The organism is Streptomyces achromogenes subsp. achromogenes, assembly GCF_000720835.1.
Taxonomy (GTDB): Bacteria; Actinomycetota; Actinomycetes; order Streptomycetales; family Streptomycetaceae; genus Streptomyces; species Streptomyces achromogenes.
The window spans coordinates 38,809-64,753 of record NZ_JODT01000008.1 but is presented as its reverse complement, the minus strand read 5'-3'; the positions used below and the strand labels follow the sequence as shown (position 1 = coordinate 64,753).

Annotated in this window: 24 protein-coding genes; 13 read left to right on the top strand and 11 right to left on the bottom strand. The window is 73.7% G+C overall.

Annotated elements, in window-relative coordinates; translation table 11 throughout:
- Positions 1-81: 81 nt before the first annotated feature.
- The 4 genes from tilS to folE all read left to right on the top strand — a co-directional run bounded on the left by tilS (position 82) and on the right by folE (position 4,771).
- Entirely contained in the window at positions 82-1,110 is a 1,029-nt protein-coding gene (tilS, locus tag IH25_RS0110010; protein WP_030606187.1) for a tRNA lysidine(34) synthetase TilS, read from the top strand.
- A gap of 125 nt (positions 1,111-1,235) precedes the next feature.
- Entirely contained in the window at positions 1,236-1,796 is a 561-nt protein-coding gene (gene hpt, locus IH25_RS0110005) for a hypoxanthine phosphoribosyltransferase (protein ID WP_030606186.1), read from the top strand.
- Between the two features lie 195 nt (positions 1,797-1,991).
- Entirely contained in the window at positions 1,992-4,031 is a 2,040-nt protein-coding gene (gene ftsH / locus IH25_RS0110000) for an ATP-dependent zinc metalloprotease FtsH (protein ID WP_030606183.1), read from the top strand.
- Positions 4,032-4,165: 134 nt separating this feature from the next.
- Entirely contained in the window at positions 4,166-4,771 is a 606-nt protein-coding gene (folE, locus tag IH25_RS0109995; RefSeq protein WP_030606182.1) for a GTP cyclohydrolase I FolE, read from the top strand.
- A 28-nt stretch (positions 4,772-4,799) separates the two neighbouring features.
- Here the strand turns inward: folE and IH25_RS0109990 are convergent, their stop codons facing one another.
- The 6 genes from IH25_RS0109990 to IH25_RS0109965 form a co-directional block, all read right to left on the bottom strand.
- Complete coding sequence (locus IH25_RS0109990; protein WP_030606179.1) at positions 4,800-5,288, bottom strand: DUF3180 domain-containing protein; 489 nt, start codon at positions 5,286-5,288, stop codon at positions 4,800-4,802.
- Between the two features lie 79 nt (positions 5,289-5,367).
- A complete protein-coding gene (gene folK, locus IH25_RS0109985) occupies positions 5,368-5,979 on the bottom strand; it encodes a 2-amino-4-hydroxy-6-hydroxymethyldihydropteridine diphosphokinase (RefSeq protein ID WP_030606178.1) in 612 nt (203 codons plus the stop codon).
- Positions 5,976-6,335, bottom strand: coding sequence for a dihydroneopterin aldolase (gene folB / locus IH25_RS0109980; RefSeq protein ID WP_030606176.1), 360 nt, complete (start codon positions 6,333-6,335; stop codon positions 5,976-5,978). The genes folK and folB overlap by 4 nt, the downstream gene beginning before the upstream one ends.
- A gap of 251 nt (positions 6,336-6,586) precedes the next feature.
- Positions 6,587-7,120 (bottom strand): nuclear transport factor 2 family protein, encoded by a 534-nt coding sequence (locus IH25_RS0109975; protein ID WP_030606174.1) that lies wholly within the window; start codon positions 7,118-7,120, stop codon positions 6,587-6,589.
- Entirely contained in the window at positions 7,117-8,049 is a 933-nt protein-coding gene (gene folP / locus IH25_RS0109970; RefSeq protein WP_245172744.1) for a dihydropteroate synthase, read from the bottom strand. Before folP ends, IH25_RS0109975 begins: the two co-directional genes overlap by 4 nt.
- A gap of 95 nt (positions 8,050-8,144) precedes the next feature.
- The gene (locus IH25_RS0109965) at positions 8,145-9,980 is read right to left on the bottom strand and encodes a phosphatidylglycerol lysyltransferase domain-containing protein (RefSeq protein ID WP_394298422.1); all 1,836 of its coding nucleotides are present in this window, start codon (positions 9,978-9,980) and stop codon (positions 8,145-8,147) included.
- A 202-nt stretch (positions 9,981-10,182) separates the two neighbouring features.
- On the opposite strand from IH25_RS0109965, the gene IH25_RS0109960 reads away from it, so the two are divergent.
- Together IH25_RS0109960 and IH25_RS0109955 are read left to right on the top strand one after the other, a co-directional pair.
- The gene (locus IH25_RS0109960) at positions 10,183-11,307 is read left to right on the top strand and encodes an alpha/beta hydrolase (RefSeq protein WP_030606169.1); all 1,125 of its coding nucleotides are present in this window, start codon (positions 10,183-10,185) and stop codon (positions 11,305-11,307) included.
- A gap of 97 nt (positions 11,308-11,404) precedes the next feature.
- Positions 11,405-12,850 carry a hypothetical protein gene (locus IH25_RS0109955; protein ID WP_030606167.1) on the top strand — a complete coding sequence of 482 codons (1,446 nt, stop codon included), beginning with the start codon at positions 11,405-11,407 and terminating at the stop codon, positions 12,848-12,850.
- An 86-nt stretch (positions 12,851-12,936) separates the two neighbouring features.
- Here the strand turns inward: IH25_RS0109955 and IH25_RS0109950 are convergent, their stop codons facing one another.
- Complete coding sequence (locus IH25_RS0109950) at positions 12,937-14,316, bottom strand: PH domain-containing protein (RefSeq protein WP_030606165.1); 1,380 nt, start codon at positions 14,314-14,316, stop codon at positions 12,937-12,939.
- A complete protein-coding gene (locus IH25_RS0109945; protein ID WP_030606163.1) occupies positions 14,313-14,816 on the bottom strand; it encodes a PH domain-containing protein in 504 nt (167 codons plus the stop codon). Before IH25_RS0109945 ends, IH25_RS0109950 begins: the two co-directional genes overlap by 4 nt.
- A 31-nt stretch (positions 14,817-14,847) precedes the next feature.
- Between IH25_RS0109945 and IH25_RS0109940 the strand changes: the two genes are divergently transcribed.
- On the top strand, positions 14,848-15,999 hold the full coding sequence (locus IH25_RS0109940; protein ID WP_030606160.1) for an NADH-quinone oxidoreductase subunit D: 1,152 nt from the start codon (positions 14,848-14,850) through the stop codon (positions 15,997-15,999).
- A 23-nt stretch (positions 16,000-16,022) separates the two neighbouring features.
- Here IH25_RS0109940 and IH25_RS0109935 read toward each other — a convergent pair whose 3' ends face one another.
- Positions 16,023-17,156: an SAM-dependent methyltransferase gene (locus tag IH25_RS0109935; protein WP_209445296.1), complete on the bottom strand. Its 1,134-nt coding sequence runs from the start codon at positions 17,154-17,156 to the stop codon at positions 16,023-16,025.
- 118 nt (positions 17,157-17,274) lie between these two features.
- On the opposite strand from IH25_RS0109935, the gene IH25_RS0109930 reads away from it, so the two are divergent.
- Both IH25_RS0109930 and IH25_RS0109925 read left to right on the top strand, forming a co-directional pair.
- Entirely contained in the window at positions 17,275-18,480 is a 1,206-nt protein-coding gene (locus tag IH25_RS0109930; RefSeq protein WP_030606156.1) for a sensor histidine kinase, read from the top strand.
- A 71-nt stretch (positions 18,481-18,551) separates the two neighbouring features.
- A complete protein-coding gene (locus IH25_RS0109925; protein ID WP_030606154.1) occupies positions 18,552-19,223 on the top strand; it encodes a response regulator in 672 nt (223 codons plus the stop codon).
- Positions 19,224-19,324: 101 nt separating this feature from the next.
- Here IH25_RS0109925 and IH25_RS0109920 read toward each other — a convergent pair whose 3' ends face one another.
- Positions 19,325-20,428, bottom strand: coding sequence for a DUF5937 family protein (locus tag IH25_RS0109920; RefSeq protein WP_030606152.1), 1,104 nt, complete (start codon positions 20,426-20,428; stop codon positions 19,325-19,327).
- 164 nt (positions 20,429-20,592) lie between these two features.
- On the opposite strand from IH25_RS0109920, the gene IH25_RS0109915 reads away from it, so the two are divergent.
- Positions 20,593-20,799, top strand: a complete 207-nt coding sequence (locus IH25_RS0109915; RefSeq protein WP_030606150.1) for a hypothetical protein — start codon at positions 20,593-20,595, stop codon at positions 20,797-20,799.
- Positions 20,800-20,892: 93 nt separating this feature from the next.
- On the opposite strand, the gene IH25_RS0109910 is transcribed toward IH25_RS0109915, so the two are convergent.
- On the bottom strand, positions 20,893-22,089 hold the full coding sequence (locus IH25_RS0109910; RefSeq protein WP_030606147.1) for a threonine aldolase family protein: 1,197 nt from the start codon (positions 22,087-22,089) through the stop codon (positions 20,893-20,895).
- Positions 22,090-22,281: 192 nt separating this feature from the next.
- On the opposite strand from IH25_RS0109910, the gene IH25_RS0109905 reads away from it, so the two are divergent.
- Genes IH25_RS0109905 through IH25_RS0109895 form a run of 3 tightly spaced genes read left to right on the top strand, consistent with a single transcriptional unit; the run spans position 22,282 to position 25,945 of the window.
- Positions 22,282-23,238, top strand: coding sequence for a Rossmann-like and DUF2520 domain-containing protein (locus tag IH25_RS0109905; RefSeq protein ID WP_030606144.1), 957 nt, complete (start codon positions 22,282-22,284; stop codon positions 23,236-23,238).
- A complete protein-coding gene (gene panC, locus IH25_RS0109900; protein ID WP_030606142.1) occupies positions 23,235-24,227 on the top strand; it encodes a pantoate--beta-alanine ligase in 993 nt (330 codons plus the stop codon). Before IH25_RS0109905 ends, panC begins: the two co-directional genes overlap by 4 nt.
- The gene (locus IH25_RS0109895) at positions 24,224-25,945 is read left to right on the top strand and encodes an L-aspartate oxidase (RefSeq protein ID WP_030606140.1); all 1,722 of its coding nucleotides are present in this window, start codon (positions 24,224-24,226) and stop codon (positions 25,943-25,945) included. Before panC ends, IH25_RS0109895 begins: the two co-directional genes overlap by 4 nt.

Below are 25,945 nucleotides of genomic sequence, written 5' to 3'. Positions count from 1 at the left end.
CCCCGGTTCTGTCACCATCTACACACTCTGAGTGACCGTCCCGGGCTCACCCCCCGGAAAACTTCATGAAGGGAACCGGACATGGGTCCCCATCCTGCGGTCGCGGCGATACGCCTGGCGGTCCGCCGCGTCCTCCACGACATCCTGAACGACCAGACCTCCCGCGCCTCCGCGGGCCGGACGGCCGAGCGGCTCCCCTCCCCGCTCGTCCTCGTCGCGTGCTCCGGCGGCGCCGACTCCATGGCCCTCGCCTCCGCCCTCGCCTTCGAGGCCCCCAAGCTGGGCGTCCGCGCCGGCGGGGTCACCGTCGACCACGGCCTCCAGCCCGGCTCCGACCTCCGTGCCGAGGAGGTCGTCGTGCGACTGCGCGAGCTGCGCCTCGACCCGGTCGAGTCCGTCGCGGTGACCGTCGGCCGCGAGGGCGGCCCCGAGGCCGCCGCCCGGGACGCCCGCTACGCCGCCCTGGACGCCGCCGCCGAACGCCACGGCGCCACCGCGATCCTGCTCGGCCACACCCGCGACGACCAGGCCGAAACCGTCCTGCTGGGGCTCGCCCGCGGCTCCGGCATCCGCTCCCTGTCCGGCATGGCCGCGGTCTCGGGGGCCGGCGGCCGTTACCGGCGGCCCTTCCTGCACCTGGACCGGCAGACCGCCCGCAAGGCCTGCATGGTCCAGTCCCTGCCGGTCTGGGACGACCCGCACAACGCCGACCCGGCCTACACCCGCTCCCGGCTGCGGCACGAGGGACTGCCCGCGCTGGAGAAGGCCCTCGGCAAGGGCGTGGTGGAGGCGCTGGCCCGCACCGCCCAGCTCTCCCGCGACGACGCCGACGCCCTGGACACCTGGGCCCGGCAGGCCGAGGCCTCCGTACGGGACGCGGCCGGCCTGCTGGAGTGCGCCAAGCTGTACGCCCTGCCGCCCGCCGTGCGCCGGCGGATCCTGCGCCGCGCGGCCATCGAGGCGGGCGCCCCGGCCGGTGCGCTGTTCGCCCGCCACATCGAGGAAGTCGACCGGCTGATCACCGGCTGGCGCGGCCAGGGAGCCATCAATCTCCCGGGCCGGGTCGTCGCCCAGCGGCAGGGTGGCAGACTGGTGATTCGGCAAGGCTGACGACCGGACCCCGCGGAGTGCCCAGACCCGGTGCCCTCCGGCGGGCCGGGCGGCCCCCGGGGCCGTACACGCGGCCGTAGCCGGTGGCCGCGCACGCGGCCGTAAGTGCGGGACGACCGAAAGTGATGCGGGTGGACGCGAAAGACATGGGTGCCGACCTCCAGCGGGTGCTCATCACCAAGGAAGAGATCGACGCGAAGCTGGCCGAGCTGGCCGCGAAGATCGACGCGGAGTACGCGGGCAAGGACCTGCTCATCGTCGGCGTCCTCAAGGGCGCGGTGATGGTCATGGCCGACCTCGCCCGGGCGCTGTCCACCCCCGTCACCATGGACTGGATGGCCGTGTCCTCCTACGGCGCGGGCACCCAGTCCTCCGGTGTGGTCCGCATCCTCAAGGACCTCGACACCGACATCAAGGGCCGGCACGTCCTGATCGTCGAGGACATCATCGACTCCGGCCTGACCCTGTCCTGGCTGATCAACAACCTCGGCTCGCGCGAGCCCGCCTCCCTGAAGGTGTGCACGCTGCTGCGCAAGCCGGACGCCGCCAAGGTCGCCATCGACGTCGAGTGGGTCGGCTTCGACATCCCGAACGAGTTCGTCGTCGGCTACGGCCTCGACTACGCCGAGAAGTACCGCAACCTGCCGTTCGTCGGTACGCTCGCGCCTCACGTCTACGGCGGCTGAGCCACTCGGCCCAAGCCTGTAGGACGATCGGGAACCCCAGCGGGTTCCGCGCCGTTGAAGCAAGCGGAGACGGGTTTTCCCAGCCGTCGAATCGGCTCCGTGCGGCTTCGGGCAACAATGCTGGGGTACCGTCAGAAGAACTGTCTTATCAAACTCACTATGGCAGGAGGGACGGGGCGGCACCGCTCCGTATGGATGGACGTGAAGCGATACTTCCGTGGGCCGGTCATGTGGATCGTGCTGGCCGTCCTTGCCGTGGTCGTGTTGATGCAGGTCGTCGGCTCGTCCGGCGGCTACAAGACGGTGGACACCGGCCAGGTCGTGGCGGCGATCAACGCGAACAAGGTCGAGTCGGCCAAGATCACCACCGGTGACGATCAGAGCATCAAGGTCACGCTCAAGGACGGCTACAAGGTCGAGGGCAGCTCGAAGATCCAGGCGAGCTACATCGGCGACCAGGGCGTGCAGCTCGCCGGCACGCTGCAGACCAAGTACCAGGAAAAGCAGATCACGGACGGCTACACGGTCTCGCCGTCCAAGCAGAACCCGTTCGTCGGCGTCCTGCTCTCCCTGCTCCCCTTCGTCCTGATCGTGGTCGTCTTCCTGTTCCTGATGAATCAGATGCAGGGCGGCGGCTCCCGGGTCATGAACTTCGGCAAGTCCAAGGCGAAGCTCATCACCAAGGACACCCCGAAGACGACCTTCTCCGACGTGGCCGGCTGTGACGAGGCCGTCGAGGAGCTCCAGGAGATCAAGGAGTTCCTCCAGGAGCCGGCCAAGTTCCAGGCCGTCGGCGCCAAGATCCCCAAGGGTGTGCTGCTCTACGGCCGCCCGGGTACCGGCAAGACCCTGCTCGCGCGTGCCGTCGCGGGCGAGGCGGGCGTCCCGTTCTACTCGATCTCCGGTTCCGACTTCGTCGAGATGTTCGTCGGTGTCGGTGCCTCCCGGGTCCGTGACCTCTTCGAGCAGGCCAAGGCGAACGCCCCGGCGATCGTCTTCGTGGACGAGATCGACGCGGTCGGCCGCCACCGCGGCGCCGGCCTCGGCGGCGGTCACGACGAGCGCGAGCAGACCCTGAACCAGCTGCTGGTCGAGATGGACGGCTTCGACGTCAAGGGCGGCGTCATCCTGATCGCGGCCACCAACCGGCCGGACATCCTCGACCCGGCGCTGCTGCGCCCGGGCCGCTTCGACCGGCAGATCGCGGTCGACCCGCCGGACCTCCAGGGCCGCCTGGAGATCCTCAAGGTCCACCAGAAGGGCAAGCCGGTCGCGCCCGACGTCGACCTGTCCGCCGTGGCCCGCCGCACCCCGGGCATGACCGGTGCCGACCTCGCCAACGTGCTGAACGAGGCCGCGCTGCTCACCGCCCGCGGCGACCAGAAGCTGATCGACAACAAGGCGCTGGACGAGGCGATCGACCGCGTGGTCGCGGGCCCGCAGAAGCGGACCCGGATCATGTCGGACAAGGAGAAGAAGATCACCGCGTACCACGAGGGCGGTCACGCCCTGGTCGCGGCGGCCTCGCCGAACTCCGACCCGGTCCACAAGATCACGATCCTGTCCCGCGGCCGTGCCCTCGGTTACACGATGGTCCTGCCCGACGAGGACAAGTACTCGACCACCCGCAACGAGATGCTCGACCAGCTCGCCTACATGCTGGGCGGCCGGGCGGCCGAGGAACTGGTCTTCCACGACCCGACCACCGGCGCCGCGAACGACATCGAGAAGGCCACCAACCTGGCCCGCGCGATGGTCACCCAGTACGGCATGACCGAGCGTCTCGGCGCGATCAAGTTCGGCGGCGACAACAGCGAGCCGTTCCTGGGCCGTGAGATGGCCCACCAGCGGGACTACTCGGAAGAGGTCGCCGCGCTGGTCGACGAAGAGGTCAAGAAGCTCATCGAGACCGCGCACAACGAGGCCTGGGAGATCCTGGTCGAGAACCGCGACGTGCTCGACAACCTCGTCCTCCAGCTGCTGGAGAAGGAGACCCTGGGCAAGGAGGAGATCGCCGAGATCTTCGCCACCATCGTCAAGCGCCCGCCGCGGCCCGCCTGGACCGGCTCCTCGCGCCGCACCCCGTCCACCCGCCCGCCGGTGCTCTCCCCGAAGGAGCTCGCACTGACCAACGGCGCGAACGGCGCGACGGCGTCGATCAGCACCGTGAAGTCGACGGCGACGGAGTCCGCCCCGGTGACGGACCAGTCCCCGGAGGACCGCTCCGAGAGCTGACCGCCGCGCGGACACCGGCCCGGAATGAATGCCGCGACCCCCAGGTTCTAGCCTGGGGGTCGCGGCATTTCGCATGTCCGCAGTTTCGGCAAGGCGAGACACACGCGCGTCATGGCGCGGGAACGAGGAACCAGATGACCGACCCGGTGACGCTGGACGGCGAGGGCCGCATCGGCGAATTCGACGAGAAGCGCGCCGAGAACGCCGTGCGGGAGCTGCTGCTCGCGGTCGGGGAGGACCCGGACCGCGAGGGGCTCAGGGAGACGCCGGCCCGGGTCGCGCGAGCCTACCGGGAGATCTTCGCCGGTCTGTGGCAGCAGCCGGAGGACGTGCTGACGACGACGTTCGACCTCGGGCACGACGAGATGGTCCTCGTGAAGGACATCGAGGTGTACTCGACCTGCGAGCACCACCTGGTGCCGTTCCGGGGCGTCGCCCACGTCGGCTACATCCCGTCCGAGAGCGGCAAGATCACCGGGCTGTCCAAGCTGGCCCGGCTCGTCGACGTCTACGCCCGCCGGCCGCAGGTGCAGGAGCGCCTGACCACGCAGATCGCGGACTCCCTGATGAAGATCCTGGAGCCGCGGGGCGTCATCGTCGTGGTGGAGTGCGAGCACATGTGCATGTCGATGCGCGGCATCCGCAAGCCGGGCGCGAAGACCATAACGTCCGCCGTGCGCGGGCAGCTGCGCGATGTCGCCACGCGCAACGAGGCCATGAGCCTGATCATGGCGCGCTGAGCCGCCCGCCGCCGGGCGCGGCGGGCGGTCAGGCCGCCGGCTGCGCCCCCGGCGGGTTCTGGTCGTCGTCCTCGGGGAGCCGGCACACCCGCTCCAGGAACAGGGCGGCCGCTATCACGCCGAAGCCCGCCAGGGCCGAGAATCCGGCGTAGATCGCCTGGTCGCGGCGGGCCGGGAGGTCCAGCAGCTCCAGCAGGAAGACGCCCGCGCCGCCGTACATGCCGGCGACGAGGGCCGCGACCAGGGCGCTGGCCTGGCCGAAGACGACCGCCCGGGCGGCCATCAGCGGATCGACGCCCTTGGCGCCGGGCCGGCGCTCGCGCTGGGCCTTCAGCCGGGCGCGCAGCGAGAGCGCCGTGGAAAGCAGCACCACCGCGATCAGCGCGAGGACCACGGGGGCGGCCAGGGGGACGCTGGGGAGGGTCCCGATCGAGTTCCAGAGGCGGGCGCCCGCCCAGGACAGGACGCCGGCCACGACGAACACGCCCGCCAGCACCCTGATGCGCAGCTCTCTCACGGTGTCCCTTCAGTTGTTCCCCCGGACCGGCCCCGGACGGTGGTCGTTCTTCGGTCTTGATCCGTCTCGACCTTAACGACTACTCGGGCAGCCGGAGTTCCAGGTCCTGCCGGTGCGTCACACCTTCACGGGTGATCGTGGACAGCAGTTCGGCGACCGTGCCCCGGCCGGGGAGCTGGGCCCGGGGGTCGACGTCGTGCCAGGGCGCCAGCACGAAGGCGCGCTCGTGGGCGCGCGGATGGGGCAGGGTGAGCCGCGGGTCGTCCGAGGTGACGTCGGCGTAGGCGACGATGTCGACGTCCAGCGTGCGCGGGCCCCAGCGCTCGTCCCGGACCCGGTGGAAGGCCTCCTCGACGGCGTGCGCCCGCTCCAGCAGGGAGGCGGGGGGCAGGGTCGTCTTCAGGACCACGACCGCGTTGAAGTACGACGGCTGGCTGCCGGGCTCGACGCCCCACGGCTCGGTCTCGTACACCGGCGAGACGGCCTTCACCCGGACGCCCGGGGTGTCCTCCAGGGCGTCCACGGCCCCCTGGAGGGTATCCAGGCGGTTGCCGAGGTTGGAGCCGAGGGAGATCACGGCCCACTGGGGGTTGTGCAGGGTGGTGTCGGCGGCGTCCACCTTCTCGACGACCGAGGCGGGTACCGGCTGGACGGTGGGGTCGCTGTGACCCTGGCGGAAAGGTCGGGTCATACTCGGCTCCGGGTGATGGTGACGGTCACGTCGTCGAAGGGGACGGTGATCGGCGCGTCCGGCTTGTGGACGCACACCTCGACCTCCTGAACCCCTTCGTGCTTCAGGCAGGTCCGGGCGATCCGCTCGGCGAGGGTCTCGATGAGATCCACCGGCTCGCCCTCGACCACGGCCACGACCTCCTCGGCCACGATGCCGTAGTGCACGGTCTTCGTCAGGTCGTCGTCGGCCGCGGCCGGCCGGGTGTCCAGGCCGAGGACGAGGTCCACGATGAAGGTCTGGCCCTCCTCGCGCTCCTTGGGGAACACCCCGTGGTGCCCACGGGCCTTGAGGCCGCGCAGCGCGACACGATCCACGCGAATCACTCCTGCAATCGTCGGGAAGGACCGGCCCGTACCGCGTGCGGGCGGCACACCGGTCTCAGACGAATCTACCTGCGGGCACCGACAGAGCCCGGCCGCGGGGGCGCGGGCCCGGCCCGGGACCCGGAGGGTTCACCGCGGGTTTCCCCTGGGGAGCCCGGCCCGGTCACGGGCTGGTAGCCGCTTCTACCCGGAGGCGGGTGATTCAGACCACGTGTCCGTCCGCCGGCGGGTACGGGTGCCGGTCAGGCGAGGGGGCCGTCGTCCGGGTCCACGCCGTTCACGCCGGTGTCGTCCTCGTCGTCGGCGGTCTCGGCCAGGACGGGGGAGGCGTGGTGCGACCACAGCTTCCAGCCCGAGGGGGTGCGCCGGAAGACGTTGGTGGCGACGACGAGCTGGCCGACCAGCGGCCCCAGCTCCGCGCCCTCCTCCGGCGCGGGTCCGCCGCTGAGGATGTTCTCCGTGCAGGTCACCAGCGCGGTGTCGCCGGTCACGGAGACGTGCACATCGGTGAGGAAGAACTGGATGTAGTCGGTGTTGGCCATGATCAGGGCGTACGACCTGAGCACCTCGCCGCGGCCGGTCAGCACCGGCCAGCCCGGGTGCACGCAGGAGATCACGCCGGTGTCCGCGGGGTCGTGGTACGTCTCGTCCACGCCCAGTTCCGCGGGCGTCAGCCACAGCCCGGAGACCTCTTCGAAGTCGCCGCGCTCCAGTGCCTCGTAGAAGGCGGTGTTGGCGGCTTCCACCTGCTCGACGTCGGTGTGGGGGGCGCTCACCGGGTTCCTTCCGGTCCGCGCTCGCCGTCCGCGCCGGGCGTGCCGTCCGCGCCGGGCGTGCGCTGGGTGCCGCGCGCCTCTTCCACGGCGCGTGCGACCCGTACCGCGTCCGCCGTGGCGCGCACCTCGTGGACGCGCACTGCCCACGCGCCGGCGTGCGCGGCGAGCGCGGAGACGGCGGCCGTGGCCGCGTCCCGCTCCCGGGCCGGCGGGGGCGGGCCCTCCGGTCCGGCCAGCACCCGGCCGAGGAACCGCTTGCGGGAGGCTGCGACCAGCAGCGGGTGCCCGAGGGCCCGCAGCCGGTCCAGGTGGGCGAGCAGGGCCAGGTCGTGCTCGGCCTCCTTGGAGAAGCCCAGGCCCGGGTCGACGACGACGCGGTCCGGGGCGACGCCGCCGGCCAGCACGGCCTCCACGCGCGCGTGCAGTTCCCCGACGACTTCGCCGACCACGTCCGCGTAGACGCCCTTGACGTTGCCGCCCTGGAGGAAGCCGCGCCAGTGCATGACGACGAAGGGGGCGCCCGCGGCGGCCACCACCGGGATCATCGCGGGGTCGGCCAGGCCGCCGCTGACGTCGTTGACGAGGACGGCGCCGGCCGCGAGGGCCTGTTCGGCGACGGAGGCGCGCATGGTGTCGACGGAGACGACGACGCCCTCGGAGGCCAGGCCGCGCACCACGGGGACGACCCGGCGCAGCTCCTCGGCCTCGTCCACGCGGGTGGCGCCGGGCCGGGTGGACTCGCCGCCCACGTCGACCAGGTCCGCGCCCTGGGCGACCAGATCCAGGCCGTGTTTGACGGCGACGGTGGTGTCGAACCAGCGGCCCCCGTCGGAGAAGGAGTCGGGGGTGACGTTCACGACCCCCATGACCGCGCACCGGTCCCATGCCGGAAGGCCGGCCACCCGGCCGCGCCCGCTGATGCTGTTCATACGTTCAGCGTAGGCCCAGGCCGGTGCCGGGAACGCGCGGCGGCCCCCTCGGGGAGGGGGCCGGTCGGCGGGCCGTGACGTCCGGTGCGCGGGGCTCAGGCGGCCCGCACGTCCCGTTCGCCCACGTGCCCGCACGGGCGTCCGGAGGCGGGGCGGCGCCGGCGCAGGAAGCGCGGCAGCGGCACGGCGAGGTTGACGAAGCCCTCGGCCTGCATGGCGGCGAAGCCGATGCGGGGCAGGTCGGCGGGGGCCCGGTAGACCACGAACCGCGGTTCCCAGCGCGGCTGGAACTTGGCGTTGAACTTGTACAGCGACTCGATCTGGAACCAGCGCGAGAGGAACACCAGCAGCCCGCGCCAGGCACGCAGCACCGGGCCGGCGCCGATCTTCTCCCCGCGCGCGAGGGCGGAGCGGAACATCGCGAAGTTCAGCGAGACCCGGGTGATGCCGAACCTCCCGGCGGCCTGGAGGGCGGCGACGATCAGCAGCTCGTTCATGCCCGGGTCGGCGGAGCGGTCGCGGCGCATCAGGTCCAGCGAGACGCCGTCCTCGCCCCACGGCACGAAGTGCAGGATCGCCTTCAGGTCGCCGTACTCGCCCGGCTCGTCGTCCTGCTTGTGCGCGGTGGCGATCAGGCAGTCGCCGTCGGCCGGGTCGCCGATGCGGCCGAGCGCCATGGAGAAGCCGCGCTCGGTGTCCGTGCCGCGCCAGTCCTCCGCCGCCCGGCGGATCCGCTCCAGCTCGGTCTCGCCGAGGTCACGGATGCGCCGCACCCGGGTTTCGTAGCCGGCCCGCTCGATGCGCTTGACCATCTGGCGCACGTTGCGCATCGCGCGTCCGGCGAGCGAGAAATCCGCCACGTCCACCACCGCCTCGTCGCCCAGTTCCAGGGCGTCCAGGCCGGTCTCGCGGGTCCACACCTCGCCGCCGGTCTCCGAGCAGCCCATGACGGCGGGCGTCCAGGAGTGGGCCCGGGCCTCGTCCATGAAGCGTTCGATGGCGCCCGGCCAGGCCTCGACGTCCCCGATGGGGTCGCCGCTGGCGAGCATCACACCGGAGACGACCCGGTAGGTGACCGCGGCCTTGCCGCTGGGCGAGAACACCACCGCCTTGTCGCGGCGCAGCGCGAAGTGGCCGAGCGAGTCCCGCCCGCCGTGCCTGGCCAGCAGGGCGCGCAGCTTCTCCTCGTCCTCGTCGGTGAGACGGGCGGCCGGGTGCTCCGGGCGGAAGGCCAGGTAGATGGTGGTCACCGCGGTGATCCAGCCGAGGGCGCCGAGGGAGAAGGCGACCGTCCAGGACGTGTTGCCCTGGTAGTCGACCGGGCCCTCGAAGCCGAACAGGCCGTAGATGACGTGCGTCAGCCGGTCGGCCAGGCTCGGGTCGCCGATCGTCCGGCCCGGGTGGACGCTGACGATGACGAGCCCGAGGAGGACCGAACCGGCGCTCATGAGCACGAAGTTGGCGAGCGCGCGCCACCGGCTGCGCGGATCGGGCAGGGCGGCGAACTGGTCCCGGTGGCGCAGCAGCGGCACCAGCAGGGCGACCGCGATGAGCGCGCCGACGAGCGAGTGCCGGTACGCGAACTGGGCCGCCGCGCCCGCCGGGAGCAGTGCCACCGCGGCCCGCCACGCCCGGCGCTTGCGCCGCTTGAGCCCGTGCGCGAGCAGCAGCAACAGCACGCCCGCGCTGAGCGAGAGCGCCGCCGCGAACGGCCCGAACGAGCCCGGCAGCACCTCGGCCAGGGCGTGCATACGGCTGTGCCGGAAACGCGGGAAGACACCCGCGGCGATGTCCAGGAGGCCCACGAGCGTGGCCGCCCGGCCGACCAGAACGGGAACGGCCTCGGGACGCGGACCGCGCAGCAGGCGCCGCCCGCGGCTTGCCCGGCCCGGAACCCCGTCCGACACTTCCCCATCTATCCTGACAGACATCGCATCCCGTAGTTCGGCGAGAGACCTTGATTCCGGTGCCATCGGGGCATCCGGCGACATTGCGCCCTCTAGGACGGTGTCTGGGGGAGGGAGGTTCACTCCCCATCGGAAAGTCGGGTCAAAGGCCAAGGAAAGCCCCGGGCAAGCGCGCGCACCAGGCGTGGGTACGGCACGGGCGGAAAGCGCGGACAGGAAACAGCCCATGGGTCTCACGAGCAACAAAGTGCTGTGGCTGGCGATAGTGATCGCCGCCGTGCTGTTCATCGGCACGGTGTGGCTGTGGCCGCGCCTGGCCCGGCAGCACTGGCGGTCCGTCAGCGGGCGGGTGGGTCTGCTGCTGGCCACCCAGGTGGCGCTCTTCGCCTCCGTCGGCCTCGCCGCCAACCAGGCCTTCGGCTTCTACGCCAGCTGGGCCGACCTGTTCGGCACGGAGACCGGGCAGGGCGTGGTGGTCGACCACTCGGTGCACGGCAGCGGCGGTCCGCTCCAGGTGGTCTCCACCTCCGAGGTGCCCGGCGTGCGCGCCACGCGGCCGGAGCGGGGCGGGCAGATCCAGAAGGTGGACATCGTCGGCCGCAGGACGCACATCGCGACACCGGCGTACGTGTACCTGCCGCCGGAGTACTTCCAGCCGCAGTACCGCACGCGCACCTTCCCGACGACCGTCGTGCTGACCGGCTACCCGGGCACCGCGCGGTCGCTGGTGGACAAGCTGAACTACCCGAGCACCGCGCAGCGGCTGGCCAGGGACGGGAGCGTGCAGCCGATGATCCTGGTGATGCTCCGGCCGACCGTGGCGCCGCCCCGGGACACCGAGTGCGTGGACATCCCGGGCGGGCCGCAGACGGAGACGTTCTTCGCCAAGGACCTGCCGGACGCCGTCCTCGGTCACTACCGGGCCGGCAAGCGGCCGGGCGGCTGGGGCATCGTCGGCGACTCCACCGGCGGCTACTGCGCGCTCAAGCTCGCCATGCACCACCCGCGCGTGTACGCGGCCGGCGCGGGCCTGTCGCCGTACTACAACGCGCCGATCGACCCCACCACCGGCGACCTCTTCCACGGCGACGCCAAGCTGCGCCATCGCGCCGACCTGTTCTGGCTGCTGCGGCACGAGCCCGCGCCGGACACCTCCCTGCTCGTCACCAGCAGCAGGGAGGGCGAGCACAACTACAAGTCCACGATGGACTTCATCCAGCGGGTGCGGGCCACCGACCGGACCCGGATCTCGTCGATCATCCTCGACAGCGGCGGTCACAACTTCAACACCTGGCGGCGCGAGATCCCGCCCACGCTCCAGTGGATCAGCGGGCGGCTGACCGACCACTGAACCGGCGTACGGTCTGACGCCTCGTGAGGCCCCTGGTGTGGCCGTGTTTTTACGGGCCTGGGCCCACGATCCGCCTACGCGCGGTAAGTTTCTGGCCATGCCACGTGGACGCCACCGCCATTCCTCTCCCCTGCACCGGCTGTTGCCTCCCTCGGCGATCGCCGGCGTCTCCGTCGTCTGCGCGTCGGCTCCCTGGGTGTTCTCCGAGGCCACGCTGTTGCGCGCACTGGCCGCCGCGGCAGCGGCGACATCGGTCGTCGGCGCGTTCGTGATGCGCCGCTGGGACGTGCAGGCGGGCCGGCGGGTCGCCGAGCTGACGCGCGCGCGTGCCGGCGACGAATGGCGCTTCGAGGAACGGGTCGCCGAACTGGAGACCGACCTGGAGGAGTCCCGCGAACTGCGCGCGAAGCTGGAGCAGCGGCTGCGCGCCAAGCGCGCCGAGCTGGCCGGCCTGCGCAACGAGCACGCGGCCCTGCTGCGCCGGTACGCCACCGCCGAGACCGAGCGGGCCAGCGCCCTGGAGGGCCGCCGGCTGCTGGAGCTCGAGGCGACGGCGCCGGAGCCGGCCCCCGCGCGCCCGACGGCCCCCGCGCTGCCGCCCGCGCGCGGCGGCGAACCCTCCGGATCCGCCGGGGCCGCCCCGGCGGCACCCGCGGTGTTCTCCCCCGAGGGCGCCCGGCTGTACCGGCGGGCCCTGACGGCACTGGCCCGCTTCGAACGGCAGACTTCGGGCGAGCCCGAGGACGGTCCGGAGGGCCGGCGGGGCACGGCCACGGGGTCCGTTTCGGAGGGGGACGAGTCCGGGGCTGCCGAGGCCGGGGTTGCTGAGGCTGGGGCGACCGAGTCCGGGGTTGCCGAGTCCGGGGTGACCGAGGCCGGTTCGGGAGAGGCCGTGTCCCGGGAAGCCGTGACCGGGGAGGCCGTGACCGGGGAGGCCGGGGCGGTGGAGCCCTTGGCGGGGAAGTCTGGGGTGGTGGACCTCGGGGCGGGGACGTCGGGCGCGCTGGAGCCCGGGGCTGCTTCCGCCTCCGTTGCCGGGGTGCCCTCCGCGACCACCGGCCCCGCCCCCGAGGCCCAGGCCCCCACCTCCGGCACCCTGGCCGCTTCCGACTCCCCGGCCGCTCCCGACTCCCGGCCCGGTAGCGGCGACCCGGCGCGGGGCGGCGCGGACCGTCCGCGCGGTGCCGTCGACGCCGTATCCCCGGCCGGCGGGCCCGTGGTGCCGCCCGCCGGGAACCCCGGTGTGCCGTCGGCCGTGGCCGTCGTGCCGGCCGCGCCCGCGCGGCGGCCGGTGACCGAGGGCGGGTTCGACTTCTTCGGCACGCAGAAGGGCACCCCGAAGGCCGCGCTGGACTCCGTGCAGAACGAGGACCTGGCCGACGTCGTGGGCCCCGAGGCGCTCGCCGTGCACAAGGCCGAGGCCGAGGCCGGGTTCAAGCCCGCCGACGAGCGGTCCCGGGGGATCGGTCAGATCATCGACCTGACCGCGCACGACGAGACCGAGCAGATCGACGTCCAGGGGCTGCGCAGCGCGGCCTCCTGAGCCACCGGCGACAGCACCGCGACGGGCCCGGTCTCCCCCCGAGGGAGCCGGGCCCGAGGCATGCCGGCCCGCGGATCCCGCGCCGGTCAGCCCGCCGTCATCCAGCGGTCCGGCGGGGCGTCCCTGCGGCCCGTGCGGGACCTCTCCGCCTGCTCGGCGAGGAGCCGCGCGGCCTCCCCGGCGTCGCGCAGCCGGGCCGTGACGGTCTTGTCGGCGCCGGTGTCCACGTGGACGTCGGCGAGCCCCCAGCGCCGCTCCCAGGGCCCCTGGGTGAGCCGTACGCTCTGCACCTTGGCGTGCGGCACCAGCGAGAGCCGGCGGCACAGCAGGCCGCTGCGGGCGGCGAACACCGGGCCGGTGACCGCCAGCCGGTGCCCGCGCCACCACACCGGCACGCACCAGCGGGCCCGGCGCGGCGCGGGCGACAGCTCCGGCGGCACCGACGCCCCGGGCAGCACGCGCGCGAGGACCGCCTCGGCGATCGCGCGCGGGGCGACCGGCACCAGCACGGAGTTGTCGGATCCGGCCACATCGAGTTCGACCCGGACCCAGTCGCGCCGCCGCCACAGCAGCGGTTCCACGATCCGCACCGTCTGCACCCGGCCGGGCGGCACCGTCTCGTGGGCGCGGTCCAGCAGCCCGCGGTCGATGCGCAGCCCGTCCGGCGACTCGCTCACCGTCCAGTCGAACTCGGTGACGAACCGGCCCGCGCTGCTCGCCCCGGCGGTGCCGAGCAGCGGCAGGGCGGTGACGAGGACCGTCCACACGTTCTCCGTGAAGAGCCACAGCACGGTGGGGACGATCAGCGCGGCGCACAGCGAACCCCAGGTGGCGCCCGTCAGCACCAGGGAGCGCGCCAGCTCGCGCGGGGGCACGCGCAGCAGGACGTGCGCCGGTGCCTCTCCGACCTCACGCGCCGTCTCGGGCGCGAAACCGGCAGCGCGCGCGAGCAGCTCCGCGCGCAGGGCGCGCGCCTCGCGCTCGCTCAGAAAGGCCAGCTCGTCCTTGTCGTCGGTGCCTACGACGTCGATGCGCAGCTTGGCGACGCCCGCCACGCGCGCGAGGAGCGGACGGGAGACGTCCACGGCCTGGACGCGCTCCAGCCGGATGTGCGCGGTGCGCCGGAACAGCAGCCCGGTGCGTATCCGCAGCTCGGTGTCGGTGACCGCGTAGTGCGTGAACCACCAGGACAGGAAGCCGTAGAGGCCGGCCGCCGGCACCAGGACCGCGATGCCCAGCAGGAGCATGGTGTCCGTGAGCCGGGCGAGCTGCTCCTGCGCGCCGTTCGGGTCGTGCACCGCCCAGCCGGCCAGCACGGCGAGCGGCGCCCACGCCCGGCGCAGGGGCGTGACCGGGTGCAGCCGGCGCTCGACGACGGGCGCGCGCCCGGCCACGCCGGTTTCCGGATCCTCGCCCCGCCCGGGTATGCCGTCGTTCGCGCCCTCGGGCCGCTCCGGGGACGTCACAGGCCCGCCGATCGTGCCTCGCCCAGCTCGGTGAGCCGGTCGCGCAGCCGTTCCGCCTCGGCCGGGTCCAGGCCGGGGATGGTCGCGTCGGTCGCGGCGGCGGCCGTGTGCAGTTGTACGGTGGCCAGCCCGAAGCGCCGCTCCACGGGCCCCGAGGTCACCTCCACCAGCTGCATCCGCCCGTACGGCACCACCGTCTCCTCGCGCCACAGCACACCGCGGCTGATCAGCAGGTCGTCGGCGCGCTCGGCGTACCGCCAGGAGCGCCAGTTGCGTTCCAGCAGCCGCCAGCACGCGGCGGCGCACGCCGGTGGCAGCAGCGCGCACGCGGCCCACGCCGGGCCCGCGAGGAGTCCCGGCAGCAGCCCGGCCGCCACCGCGAGCACCCCCGCCCACACCGCCAGCAGCAGCCGCCGCACCCGCAACAGCCCCGGCTCCAGCCGCCGCCACACCGGCTGGTCCGCCGGCGCTCCGGTCCCGTCCAGGCTCCCCGTTTCCATGCGCCCAGCGTACGTAGGGGAAACTGGGCCCATGACTCCTACGACGGAGACCACGGTCGGCATCGGCGGTGCGGCGGAGAGCACCGACATGGTGCTCAACATCGGTCCCCAGCACCCCTCCACGCACGGTGTGCTGCGGCTCAGGCTCGTGCTGGACGGGGAGCGCATCGTGCGCGCGGAGCCGGTGATCGGCTACATGCACCGGGGCGCCGAGAAGCTCTTCGAGGCGCGCGACTACCGGCAGATCATCGTGCTCGCCAACCGCCACGACTGGCTGTCGGCGTTCTCCAACGAGCTGGGCGTGGTCCTCGCCGTGGAGCGGATGCTCGGCATGGAGGTCCCCGAGCGGGCGGTGTGGACGCGCACCCTGCTCGCCGAGCTGAACCGGGTGCTGAACCACCTGATGTTCCTCGGCTCCTACCCGCTGGAGCTGGGCGGGATCACGCCGGTGTTCTACGCGTTCCGGGAGCGCGAGGTGCTCCAGAACGTCATGGAGGAGGTCTCCGGCGGGCGCATGCATTACATGTTCAACCGCGTCGGCGGCCTCAAGGAGGACCTGCCGGCGGGCTGGACGGCGCGCGCGCGTGAGGCCGTCGCCGCGGTGCGCTCGCGCATGGACGTCTTCGACGACCTGGTGCTCGGCAACGAGATCTTCCGGGGGCGCACGCGCGGGGTGGGGGCGCTCGCGCCCGAGGCGGTGCACGCCTACGGCGTGAGCGGGCCCATCGCGCGCGCCTCGGGCGTCGACTTCGACCTGCGCCGCGACGAGCCGTACCTGGCCTACGGCGATCTCCAGGACGTGCTGGAGGTGGTGACCCGCGCCGAGGGCGACTGCCTCGCCCGCTTCGAGGTGCTGCTGGCGCAGACCCACAACGCCCTGGACCTCGCCGACGCCTGCCTGGACCGGCTCGCCCAGCTGCCGCCCGGGCCGATCAACCAGCGGTTGCCGAAGGTGCTGAAGGCGCCCGAGGGACACACGTACGCGTGGACCGAGAACCCGCTCGGCATCAACGGCTACTACCTGGTGAGCAAGGGCGAGAAGACCCCGTACCGGCTGAAGCTGCGCTCGGCCTCGTACAACAACATCCAGGCGCTGACCGAGCTGCTGCCGGGAACGCTGGTGGCGGACATGGTCGCGATCCTGGGCTCGATGTTCTTCGTGGTCGGTGACATCGACAAGTAGGCCGCGCCGGACCCGCCACGGGCCTACGCGTCCGGGCCCAGGGGGTCCGGGACGCCGACCGGCTGGAGCAGCCAGCCGAAGTCGCCGAGGCCGCCCGCCGCCGTGAGTTCGGCGGCCTCCCCGGCGCTCGCGAGGGCCCGTACGTAGCCGGCGGGGTCCGTGGAGGCCAGCGCGAGCGGGGGGCGTGCGCCGGTGATGTCCAGGGCGCGCAAAGCGGCGCGCTGCGTGAGCAGGCGCGGGCGGGGGAGTTCGCGCGCTGTCCCGGGAGTCCCGTGCGCCGCCTCGGAGGAGGACGCCCGCGCCGGAGCCGACGGCGGGTGCGGCGGGTACGGCGGGTTCGCCGGGTGCGGCGCGCTCGCTGCCGCCGCGCACGCGTCCAGCGCGACGTGCGCCGTGATGTCGCACGAGCCGTCCGGCACGGGCGCCGTCTCGCGCCCCTCCCGGAAGCCGGTGAGCGTCCCGAAGGGCGGGCGCGTGTCCACGGTGTGCGCGTAGTCCACGGCCACCGCGAGCCCCCGTGCCAGCCGTGCCACGGCCGACGCCCAGGCCTCGTCCCGGGGCAGCCCGATCTCCGCCCGCAGCCCCTCCTCGGCCGGCAGCGGCCACCAGCGCGCGAGCCAGTCGGCCGCCGCCCCCGTCACCGGCTCCCCGAGCCGCTCGGAGCCGTCCCGCGCGACGAGCACCAGCCGGGGCACACCGGCCGCGTCCACCTCCACGACGTCCACGGGGACGTTGTCCAGCCACTCGTTCGCGAACAGCAGCCCGGTAACCCCCTCCGGGATCTCGCTGCGCCAGACGATCCGTTCGTCCAAGCCGGCCGGGCGGCCGGCGATCTCGACGGCGTACACGCGCGTGCGCGCGGCCACCTCGGCCGGCAGCGCGGCGAGCACCCCGCGGGCCAGCTCGCCCCGCCCGGCGCCCATGTCGACGAAGTCCAGCACGGCGGGCCGGCCGAGTGCCGCGTCGACCCGGCACAGCAGCCGGGCCACGGCCCGTGCGAACAGCGGGGAGGCGTGCACGGAGGTGCGGAAGTGGCCGGCCGGTCCCTCCGGGCGCCGGTAGAAGCCGCCCGGCCCGTACAGCGCCGCCCCGGCCGCCGCGCGCCAGCCGCGCGGGCCGGGGTCCCCGGGGAGCGCCCCCGTCGTCTCATCCGTCACGGAGCCAGACTAGGCGCACAGGTGATCACGGCATCCACCTTGCGGAGTACGCGCGCCCGGCGCGGATCGGCCCTCCGGTTGACCCCTACACGCACCCGGTTTCCCTACGCTGGGTTACGTGCAGCGCCTCTATGACTTCCTCCGTCGCCACCCGACCTGGGTCGACACCTTCTGGGCCGTCGTCCTGTTCGGGATGTCCGGGATGAGCGAGGTCAGCATGGACGGCTCGCCGCATCACCACGGGTCGCTGCCCGCCGGTCTGGCCGTGTCCGCCGTCCTGTGCGTGGTCGTGGCGCTGCGCCGCCGCTTCCCGGAGCCGATGCTGCTGGCCGCCCTGGCGACCGGGCTGGCCCAGCTCGTCCTGGACGTCCAGACGACCGTCGCCGACTTCGCCATGCTGGTCATCACGTACACGGTCGCGGCGGTCGGGGCGCGCTGGGCCTCCCGGCTCGCGCTCGCCGTCAGCTTCTGCGCGGCGGCCGCGGCCCAGATCCGCTGGCCGCAGGAGCAGGCCAGTTTCGCCGGGCAGGTCGCCATCGCGGTCTTCCAGACGGTGCCCTTCGCCCTCGCCTGGGTGCTCGGTGACTCCATGCGCACCCGGCGCGCCTACTTCGCCCAGCTGGAGGAGCGCGCGTCCCGCCTGGAGAAGGAGCGCGAGGCGCAGGCGAAGGTCGCGGTCGCCGCCGAGCGCGCCCGTATCGCGCGCGAGCTGCACGACGTGGTCGCGCACAACGTGTCGGTGATGGTGGTGCAGGCCGACGGTGCCAACTACGTCATGGACACCGCGCCCGACCAGGCGAAGAAGGCCCTCGAGACGATCTCCTCCACCGGCCGCCAGGCCCTGGCCGAGATGCGCCGCCTGCTGGGCGTGCTGCGCACCGGCGAGCACCAGGAGACCGGGGAGTACGTCCCGCAGCCCGATGTCGGGCAGATCGACGACCTCGTCGAGCAGTGCCGCAGCTCCGGTCTGCCGGTCGACTTCAAGGTGGAGGGCACCCCGCGCCCGCTGCCCAGCGGGGTGGAGCTGACGGCGTACCGGATCGTGCAGGAGGCGCTCACCAACACCCGCAAGCACGGCGGGCCGGGCGCGGGCGCGAGCGTACGGCTGGTCTACTTCGACGACGGCCTGGGCCTGCTGGTGGAGGACGACGGCAAGGGCGCCCCGCACGAGCTGTACGAGGAGGGCGGCGCCGACGGCCGGGGGCACGGCCTGATCGGCATGCGCGAGCGCGTCGGCATGGTCGGCGGCACGCTGGACGCGGGACCGCGCCCCGGCGGAGGATTCCGCATCAGCGCCCTGCTGCCGCTCAAGCCGGCGCACTGACCTCGTCGCGCGCCCCCGCGCGCCCCACCGCCCCGCCAAGACGGCAACCTAGAAGACACGGAAGAGGACCCATGACGATCCGCGTGATGCTCGTCGACGACCAGGTGCTGCTGCGCACCGGGTTCCGGATGGTGCTCGCCGCCCAGCCGGACATGGAGGTCGTCGCGGAGGCGGGCGACGGCGTGGAGGCCCTCCAGGTGCTGCGGTCCACCGCCGTCGACGTCATCCTGATGGACGTCCGGATGCCGAAGCTGGACGGCGTGGAGACCACCCGGCGGATCTGCTCCGAGCCCGACCCGCCGAAGGTGCTCATCCTGACCACGTTCGACCTGGACGAGTACGCCTTCTCCGGGCTGAAGGCGGGCGCCTCCGGCTTCATGCTGAAGGATGTGCCGCCCGGCGACCTGCTGGCCGCGATCCGCGCGGTGCACAGCGGTGACGCGGTCGTCGCGCCCTCCACCACCCGGCGGCTGCTGGACCGCTTCGCGCCGCTGCTGCCCGCCACCGGCAAGGAGCCCCGGCACAAGGAGCTGGAACGGCTCACGGAGCGCGAGCGCGAGGTCATGGTGCTGGTCGCGCAGGGCCTGTCCAACGGCGAGATCGCGGCCAGGCTGGTGCTGAGCGAGGCGACGGTGAAGACCCACGTGGGCCGCATCCTGACCAAGCTCGGCCTCAGGGACCGGGTGCAGGTGGTCGTCCTGGCGTACGAGACGGGACTCGTGCGCGCGGGCGGCCACGGCTGACGGGAACGCCGGGCTCCGGGCGGTGGTTCGGCGTGGGGCCTCCTCGGCCGGTGCTGCGGGTTGCTCGGCGCGGGACACCTTTGGCCGGCTCCGGCCGGTGCTCAGCGCAGGACGCCCTCGATGAAGTCGCTGCCCAGCCGGGCCACCGCGGTCAGGTCCAGCTGGTGCTGGACGTACCGGCCGCGACGGCAGTCGGTGATCAGGCCCGCCTTCTTCAGCACCGACAGGTGCCGGGATATCTCGGGCGCGGTCATGCCGTGCGCGTCGGCCAGCTCGCTCGTGGTGTGCGGGGCGCGCGCGAGGTGCCGGCAGAGCCGCATCCGCACCGGGTGCGCCAGTGCCTCCAGCCGGCGCGTGAGCTGCTCCACGGACGGGCTCTGCGGCCGGGGACCGCTCGCCGGATAGGTGATCGTCGGCTGCCAGCCGTACCGGTGCAGGACCATCAGGTGCGGCCAGCCGAGGCTGGTCGGCACCAGCACCAGGCCGCCGTCGCCGGTGGCGGTGCGGCCCACCAGCAGCTTGTCGACCGTGATCACCCGGCCCTCCTCGTCCAGCGACACCGCCCCGGACAGGGAGGCGAGGGCTTCCCCGAGCCCCTTGCGGCGCAGCAGCTCGGTCTTGTGCCGGGCGTCCGCGGCCAGCTGGGGCTGGATACGGGCCCAGGTGTCGGCGAAGAACGCGTCGTCGCAGTCGAGCATCAGCTGCCGGAACCAGGCGCGCACGGCCGGCGGGTCCGTCAGCAGGCGGCGGGTGAACCGCTCCTGGACGGACCCGCGCGCGGCGGCCAGCTCCAGGGAGCGCCGGCGCAGCTCCGGATCGTCCAGCGGTCCGGTCTCCTGGACGTCGTAGCGCAACTGGCAGGTGAACTCCAGCGCCGCGTGGACGAACTGTTCGTCCGTCAGTTTGTCCAGCAGGTCCAGCTCTTCGGCGAGCGTGGCCCCGGGCATCGCGCGCCCGCCCGGGATGCCGGCGAACGGGGCGAAGACGTCCGAGAACGTCGTACGCCACAGGAAGTCCGCCTCGCACAGCCGGTCGGCCAGGCAGGGCTGAAGCCGGGAGGAGACGGCGGTCGCCCAGCCCCGCAGGTCGGGATGGTGGCCGGGCTCGCTCAGCGCGTGCAGCGCCATCCCCAGCTCCGCCAGCGGAGACGGCACGACGGCGACCCGCTCCAGGGGCAGTCCGGTGATGTCGATGGTCACGCTCATGCCCCCATCGTGCACCCGCCCACTGACAACGCCCCCGACGATTGACGGCTGCCGTCAATCGACGGGACAACCACGCGGGGCGGGCGGCAGGCTGAGGACACCGGGGCAGCCGCGGAGCCCGATCAGTCACCCGATCAGCCAACGTCCCGAGAAGGCGATCCGCCATGAGCATCACCCAGCAGTACCTCCTCGACAGCTACCGCGCCCGCCTGCACGGCGAGCCCGAACCGCCCGCGCCGGGCCGGCACGACCTGGACGCGCTGCGGGAAGTGCGGGAGTACCGGCGCTTCAGCGCCGTCGTCGCCGAGCGCCCGGCGCGCGGCCGGCTGCGGTACGCCCTGCGCCGGTGGCTGAGCCCGAGAACGCTGTGACGGCCCGCGCGGTGTGCCGTGGCGTGTCACGGCCATGGCGCGCGAGTGCCACAGCGCACCCGGCTCCCGCGTGCGGCCCCTTCCGCGCGCCGGTCAGGCGCCGGGCAGCCGGCGTGTGAAGTCGGCGACGGCCGCCCGTACGTCGTCCGCCGTCCAGTCCAGGCCCTCCGCACGCACCGAGACCTCGGTGAAGGCCAGCCCCGGACCGCCCCGGTCCCAGGCGTCGGCGAAGAGGAACGTGCCCGTCTCCTCGGCCTGGGACACGGCGGCCTCCATCAGGACGTCGGCGTCGTACGGCAGCCAGACCCGGAACTCGTTGGTGTGCGGCTCCTCGGGATGTACACGGGCCCACGGCACCCCGGCCTCCGTCAGACCCTCGCGCAGCGCGGCGGCGACCACGCGCGCGTGCCGCACGTACTCCGGCAGCCGGGGCAGCTCGCGCTCCAGCCCGACGAGCGCGGACAGGACGGTGGGGAACTGCTGGTAGACCGTGCCGCCGTACCGGTGCCGCCAGGTCCTGGCCTCCTCCACCAGCGTCCTCGGGCCCGCCAGCGCGGCCCCGCCGAAGCCGTCGAGGGACTTGTAGAACGACACGTAGACGCTGTCGGCGAGGCCCGCGATCTCCGCCAGGGGCCGGCCGAAGTGGAGCGTGCACTCCCACAGGCGCGCGCCGTCGAAGTGCACCACCGCGTCCCGCTCCCGCGCGGCCTCGACGACCTCGGTCAGCTCCTCCCAGGCGGGCAGCACGAAACCGGCGTCCCGCAGCGGAAGTTCCAGCATCAGCGTCCCGAAGGGCTCGGGGAAGTCGCGTATCTCGGCCGCCGTGGGCAGCCGGGGCTCCCCGGTCACGCGCACCGGCCGCAACCCGCTGACCTGGCTGAAAGCGTGCCGTTCGTGCACCTCGGGGTGGGCCAGGGCGTGCAGGGCCACCGTCGGGTTCCCGGTGCGGCCCGCCCAGCAGCGCAGGGCCACCTGCTGGGCCATCGTGCCGGTCGGGAAGAACGCGGCGGCCTCCGTACCGAGCAGGTCCGCGACCCGCCGCTCCAGGTCCTCCACGATCCCGTCGCCGTAAATGTCCGAGTACCGGTCCAGGTCGTACACCCCGGGCGCCGCGTCCAGGACCGCCAGCCGCTCGCGGACCGTGCGCCGGAACCCCGGCCGGCACAGCACCCGTCCGGCCTTCGCGAAGGCGGCCCTGCGCCGCTCCCGCATCCGCTCCGCCGCCGTGGGCTCCGCGCCCGCCCCCCGGTCGCCGGCCTCGTGTTCGTCAGGTACCACCGCATCAGTCATGGACGGATCATGCCGCCCCCCGCGCGCGCGGGCAGTCGGTTTTCCGCGCCGCAGCGTGTGGGTTTCCGTGCCGCAGCGTGTGGACAAACCCACAGCCTGTGGACAACCGGCCGCCGCCCGACCCGATAGCGTTAACATGACGAGAAATCGTCCGGTACCCAGAGCGGACTGGAACGGGAAGGCCGCCGTCGCGTGAGTACAGTCCACCAGCCAGACCTCAAGGACCGCCCCGCGCGGCTCACCGTCGGTGTCGTCGGCGCCGGCCGCGTGGGCCCCGCGCTGGCCGCGTCCCTCCAGCTCGCCGGGCACCGCCCGGTGGCCGTCTCCGGAGTCTCCGACGCCTCCCGCAGGCGCGCCGAGGCCATGCTCCCCGACGTCCCCCTGGTGTCGCCCGCCGAGGTGCTCCAGCGCGCCGACCTGGTGCTGCTCACCGTCCCCGACGACGCCCTGCCCGGCCTGGTCGCCGGCCTCGCCGGGACCGGCGCGGTACGGCCGGGACAGCTGCTGGTGCACACCTCCGGCCGGTACGGCGCGAAGGTCCTGGACCCCGCCCTGCGCGCGGGCGCGCTGCCGCTGGCCCTGCACCCGGCGATGACCTTCACCGGCACCCCCGTGGACGTGCAGCGTCTCGCGGGCTGCTCCTTCGGCGTCACCGCGCCCGAGGAGCTGCGGCTGGCCGCCGAGGCCCTGGTGATCGAGATGGGCGGCGAGCCGGAGTGGATCAGCGAGGAGAACCGCCCGCTGTACCACGCGGCCCTCGCCCTCGGCTCCAACCACTTGGTGACCCTGGTCGCCCAGGCGATGGAGCTGCTGCGCACGGCCGGCGTCGGCGCGCCCGACCGGATGCTCGGCCCGCTGCTCGGTGCCGCCCTGGACAACGCGCTGCGTTCCGGCGACGCCGCCCTGACCGGCCCGGTCGCGCGCGGGGACGCCGGCACGGTCGCCGCGCACATCACCGAGCTGCGCGCGCACGCCCCGCAGACCGTGGCCGGCTATCTCGCGATGGCCCGCGCGACCGCCGACCGCGCGTTGGCGGCCGGCCTGCTGAAGGCGGAGCTCGCCGAGGACCTGCTGGGGGTACTCGCCGACGGGGGCCAGACGGACCAGGGGGACGACGGCACGACCGGCACCGAGGGGAACGACCGATGACCACCGCCCTGCTGAGCACCGCCGAAGAGCTGCACGCGCGCGTGCGCCGCGGCCGCCGTGCCGTCGTGATGACCATGGGCGCGCTGCACGAGGGCCACGCGACGCTGATCCGCTCCGCGCGCGGGATCGCGGGCCCGGACGGCGAGGTCGTCGTCACCGTCTTCGTCAACCCGCTCCAGTTCGGCGCGGGCGAGGACCTGGACCGCTACCCGCGCACCCTGGACGCCGACCTGGAACTCGCCGGGCGGGCCGGCGCGGACGCCGTGTTCGCGCCCTCCGTGGATGAGGTGTACCCCGGCGGCGAACCCCAGGTGCGGGTCTCCGCCGGGCCCATGGGAGAGCGCCTGGAGGGTGCCTCGCGGCCCGGTCACTTCGACGGCATGCTCACCGTCGTCGCCAAGCTGCTGCACCTCACCCGCCCCGACGTCGCCCTGTTCGGGCAGAAGGACGCCCAGCAGCTGGCCCTGATCCGGCGCATGGTGCGGGACCTGAACTTCGGCGTCGAGATCGTCGCCGTACCGACCGTGCGCGAGGAGGACGGGCTCGCCCTGTCCAGCCGCAACCGCTACCTGTCGCCGGACGAGCGCCGGACCGCGCTCGCGCTGTCCCGCGCGCTGTTCGCCGGCCGGGACCGGCACGCCGCCCAGGAGGCACTGCGCGCGCGGGCCCGGGAAGTGCCCTCCACGCACGCGCGTGCCGAGGCGCTGAGCGCCATAGGCGAGTCCCGCGCGGCGGCCGACGCGCACGCCGTGGCCACCGCCGCGCCCGGCGGCCCGGCGGCCGTGCGCGCCGCCGCCGGCCAGGTGCTGGACGAGGCCGCCCGTCTCGACCCGCCGCTGCGGCTGGACTACCTGGCGCTGGTCGACCCCGCCGACTTCACCGAGATCGGCGACGACTTCACCGGCGAGGCCGTCCTCGCCGTCGCCGCCCGGGTCGGCTCGACCCGGCTGATCGACAACCTTCCTCTCACCTTCGGAGCCGCCTCGTGACCAGCACAGGCATACGACTGCACGCGCCCGCTCCCGGCTGGGCCATCTCCGCGGACGTGGTCGTCGTCGGCTCCGGGGTGGCCGGCCTGACCGCGGCCCTGCGCTGCCAGGCCGCCGGTCTCACCACCGTCGTGGTCACCAAGGCCCGGCTGGACGACGGCTCCACGCGCTGGGCGCAGGGCGGCATCGCCGCCGCCCTCGGCGAGGGCGACACACCCGAACAGCACCTCGAGGACACCCTCGTGGCCGGCGCGGGCCTGTGCGACGAGGAGGCCGTACGGATCCTCGTCACCGAGGGCCCCGACGCGGTCCGGCGGCTGATCTCCACCGGCGCCCACTTCGACACCGACGACGCGGGCGACATCCAGCTCGGCCGCGAGGGCGGCCACCACCGGCGCCGCATCGTGCACGCCGGCGGTGACGCCACCGGTGCGGAGGTCTCCCGCGCCCTGGTGGCGGCGGTACGCGCGCGCGGACTGCACACCATCGAGAACGCGCTGGTCCTGGACCTGCTGACGGACGCCGACGGCCGTACGGCCGGTGTCACCCTGCACGTGATGGGCGAGGGCCAGCACGACGGCGTGGGCGCCGTGCACGCCCCCGCGGTGGTCCTCGCGACCGGCGGCATGGGCCAGGTGTACGCCGCGACCACCAACCCCTCGGTGTCGACCGGCGACGGCGTGGCGCTGGCGCTGCGCGCGGGCGCCGAGCTGTCCGACCTGGAGTTCGTGCAGTTCCACCCGACCGTGCTGTTCCTCGGCGCGGACGCGGAGGGCCAGCAGCCGCTGGTCTCCGAGGCGGTGCGCGGCGAGGGCGCCCACCTGGTCGACGGCGACGGCGTGCGCTTCATGGTGGGCCGCCACGAACTGGCCGAGCTGGCCCCCCGGGACATCGTCGCCAAGGGCATCCTGCGGCGGATGCTGGAGCTGGACGCCGAGCACATGTACCTGGACGCCCGGCACTTCGGCGCCGAGATGTGGGAGCGGCGCTTCCCGACCATCCTGGCCGCCTGCCGCGCCAACGGCATCGACCCGGTCACCGAGCCCATCCCGATCGCCCCGGCCGCCCACTACGCCTCCGGAGGCGTCCGTACCGACGCCCACGGCCGCACCACCGTGCCCGGCCTGTACGCGTGCGGCGAGGTGGCCTGCACCGGCGTGCACGGCGCCAACCGGCTCGCCTCCAACTCCCTGCTCGAAGGGCTCGTCTACGCCGAGCGGATCGCCGCCGACATCGCCGCCGAGCGGGCGGACGACGGCCTGCGCGCGCGCGTGCCCGCGCCGGTCCCGCAGCCGGACCGGCCCGCCCACCCGCTGCTGGCCGCCGAGTCCCGGTTCGCCATCCAGCGGATCATGTCCGAGGGCGCGGGCGTGCTGCGCTCCGAGGAGTCCCTCGCCCGGGCCGCCGACCAGCTCCAGCGGCTGCACACCGAGGCCCGCCAGGCGCTGGAGGAGAACGGCAAGACCGCCGAGCCCGGCGTGGACACCTGGGAGGCCACCAACCTCCTGTACGTGGCCCGGGCCCTGGTCGCCGCCGCCCGGCTGCGCGAGGAGACCCGCGGCTGCCACTGGCGCGAGGACCACGCCGACCGCGACGACACCCACTGGCGCCGCCACATCGTCGTACGCCTCGACCCCGACCGGTCGCTGGCCGTACGCACCACCGACACCGCAGACTTCCCCCCGACCCGGCCGACCCAGCGCCCCCAGGAGCAGTGA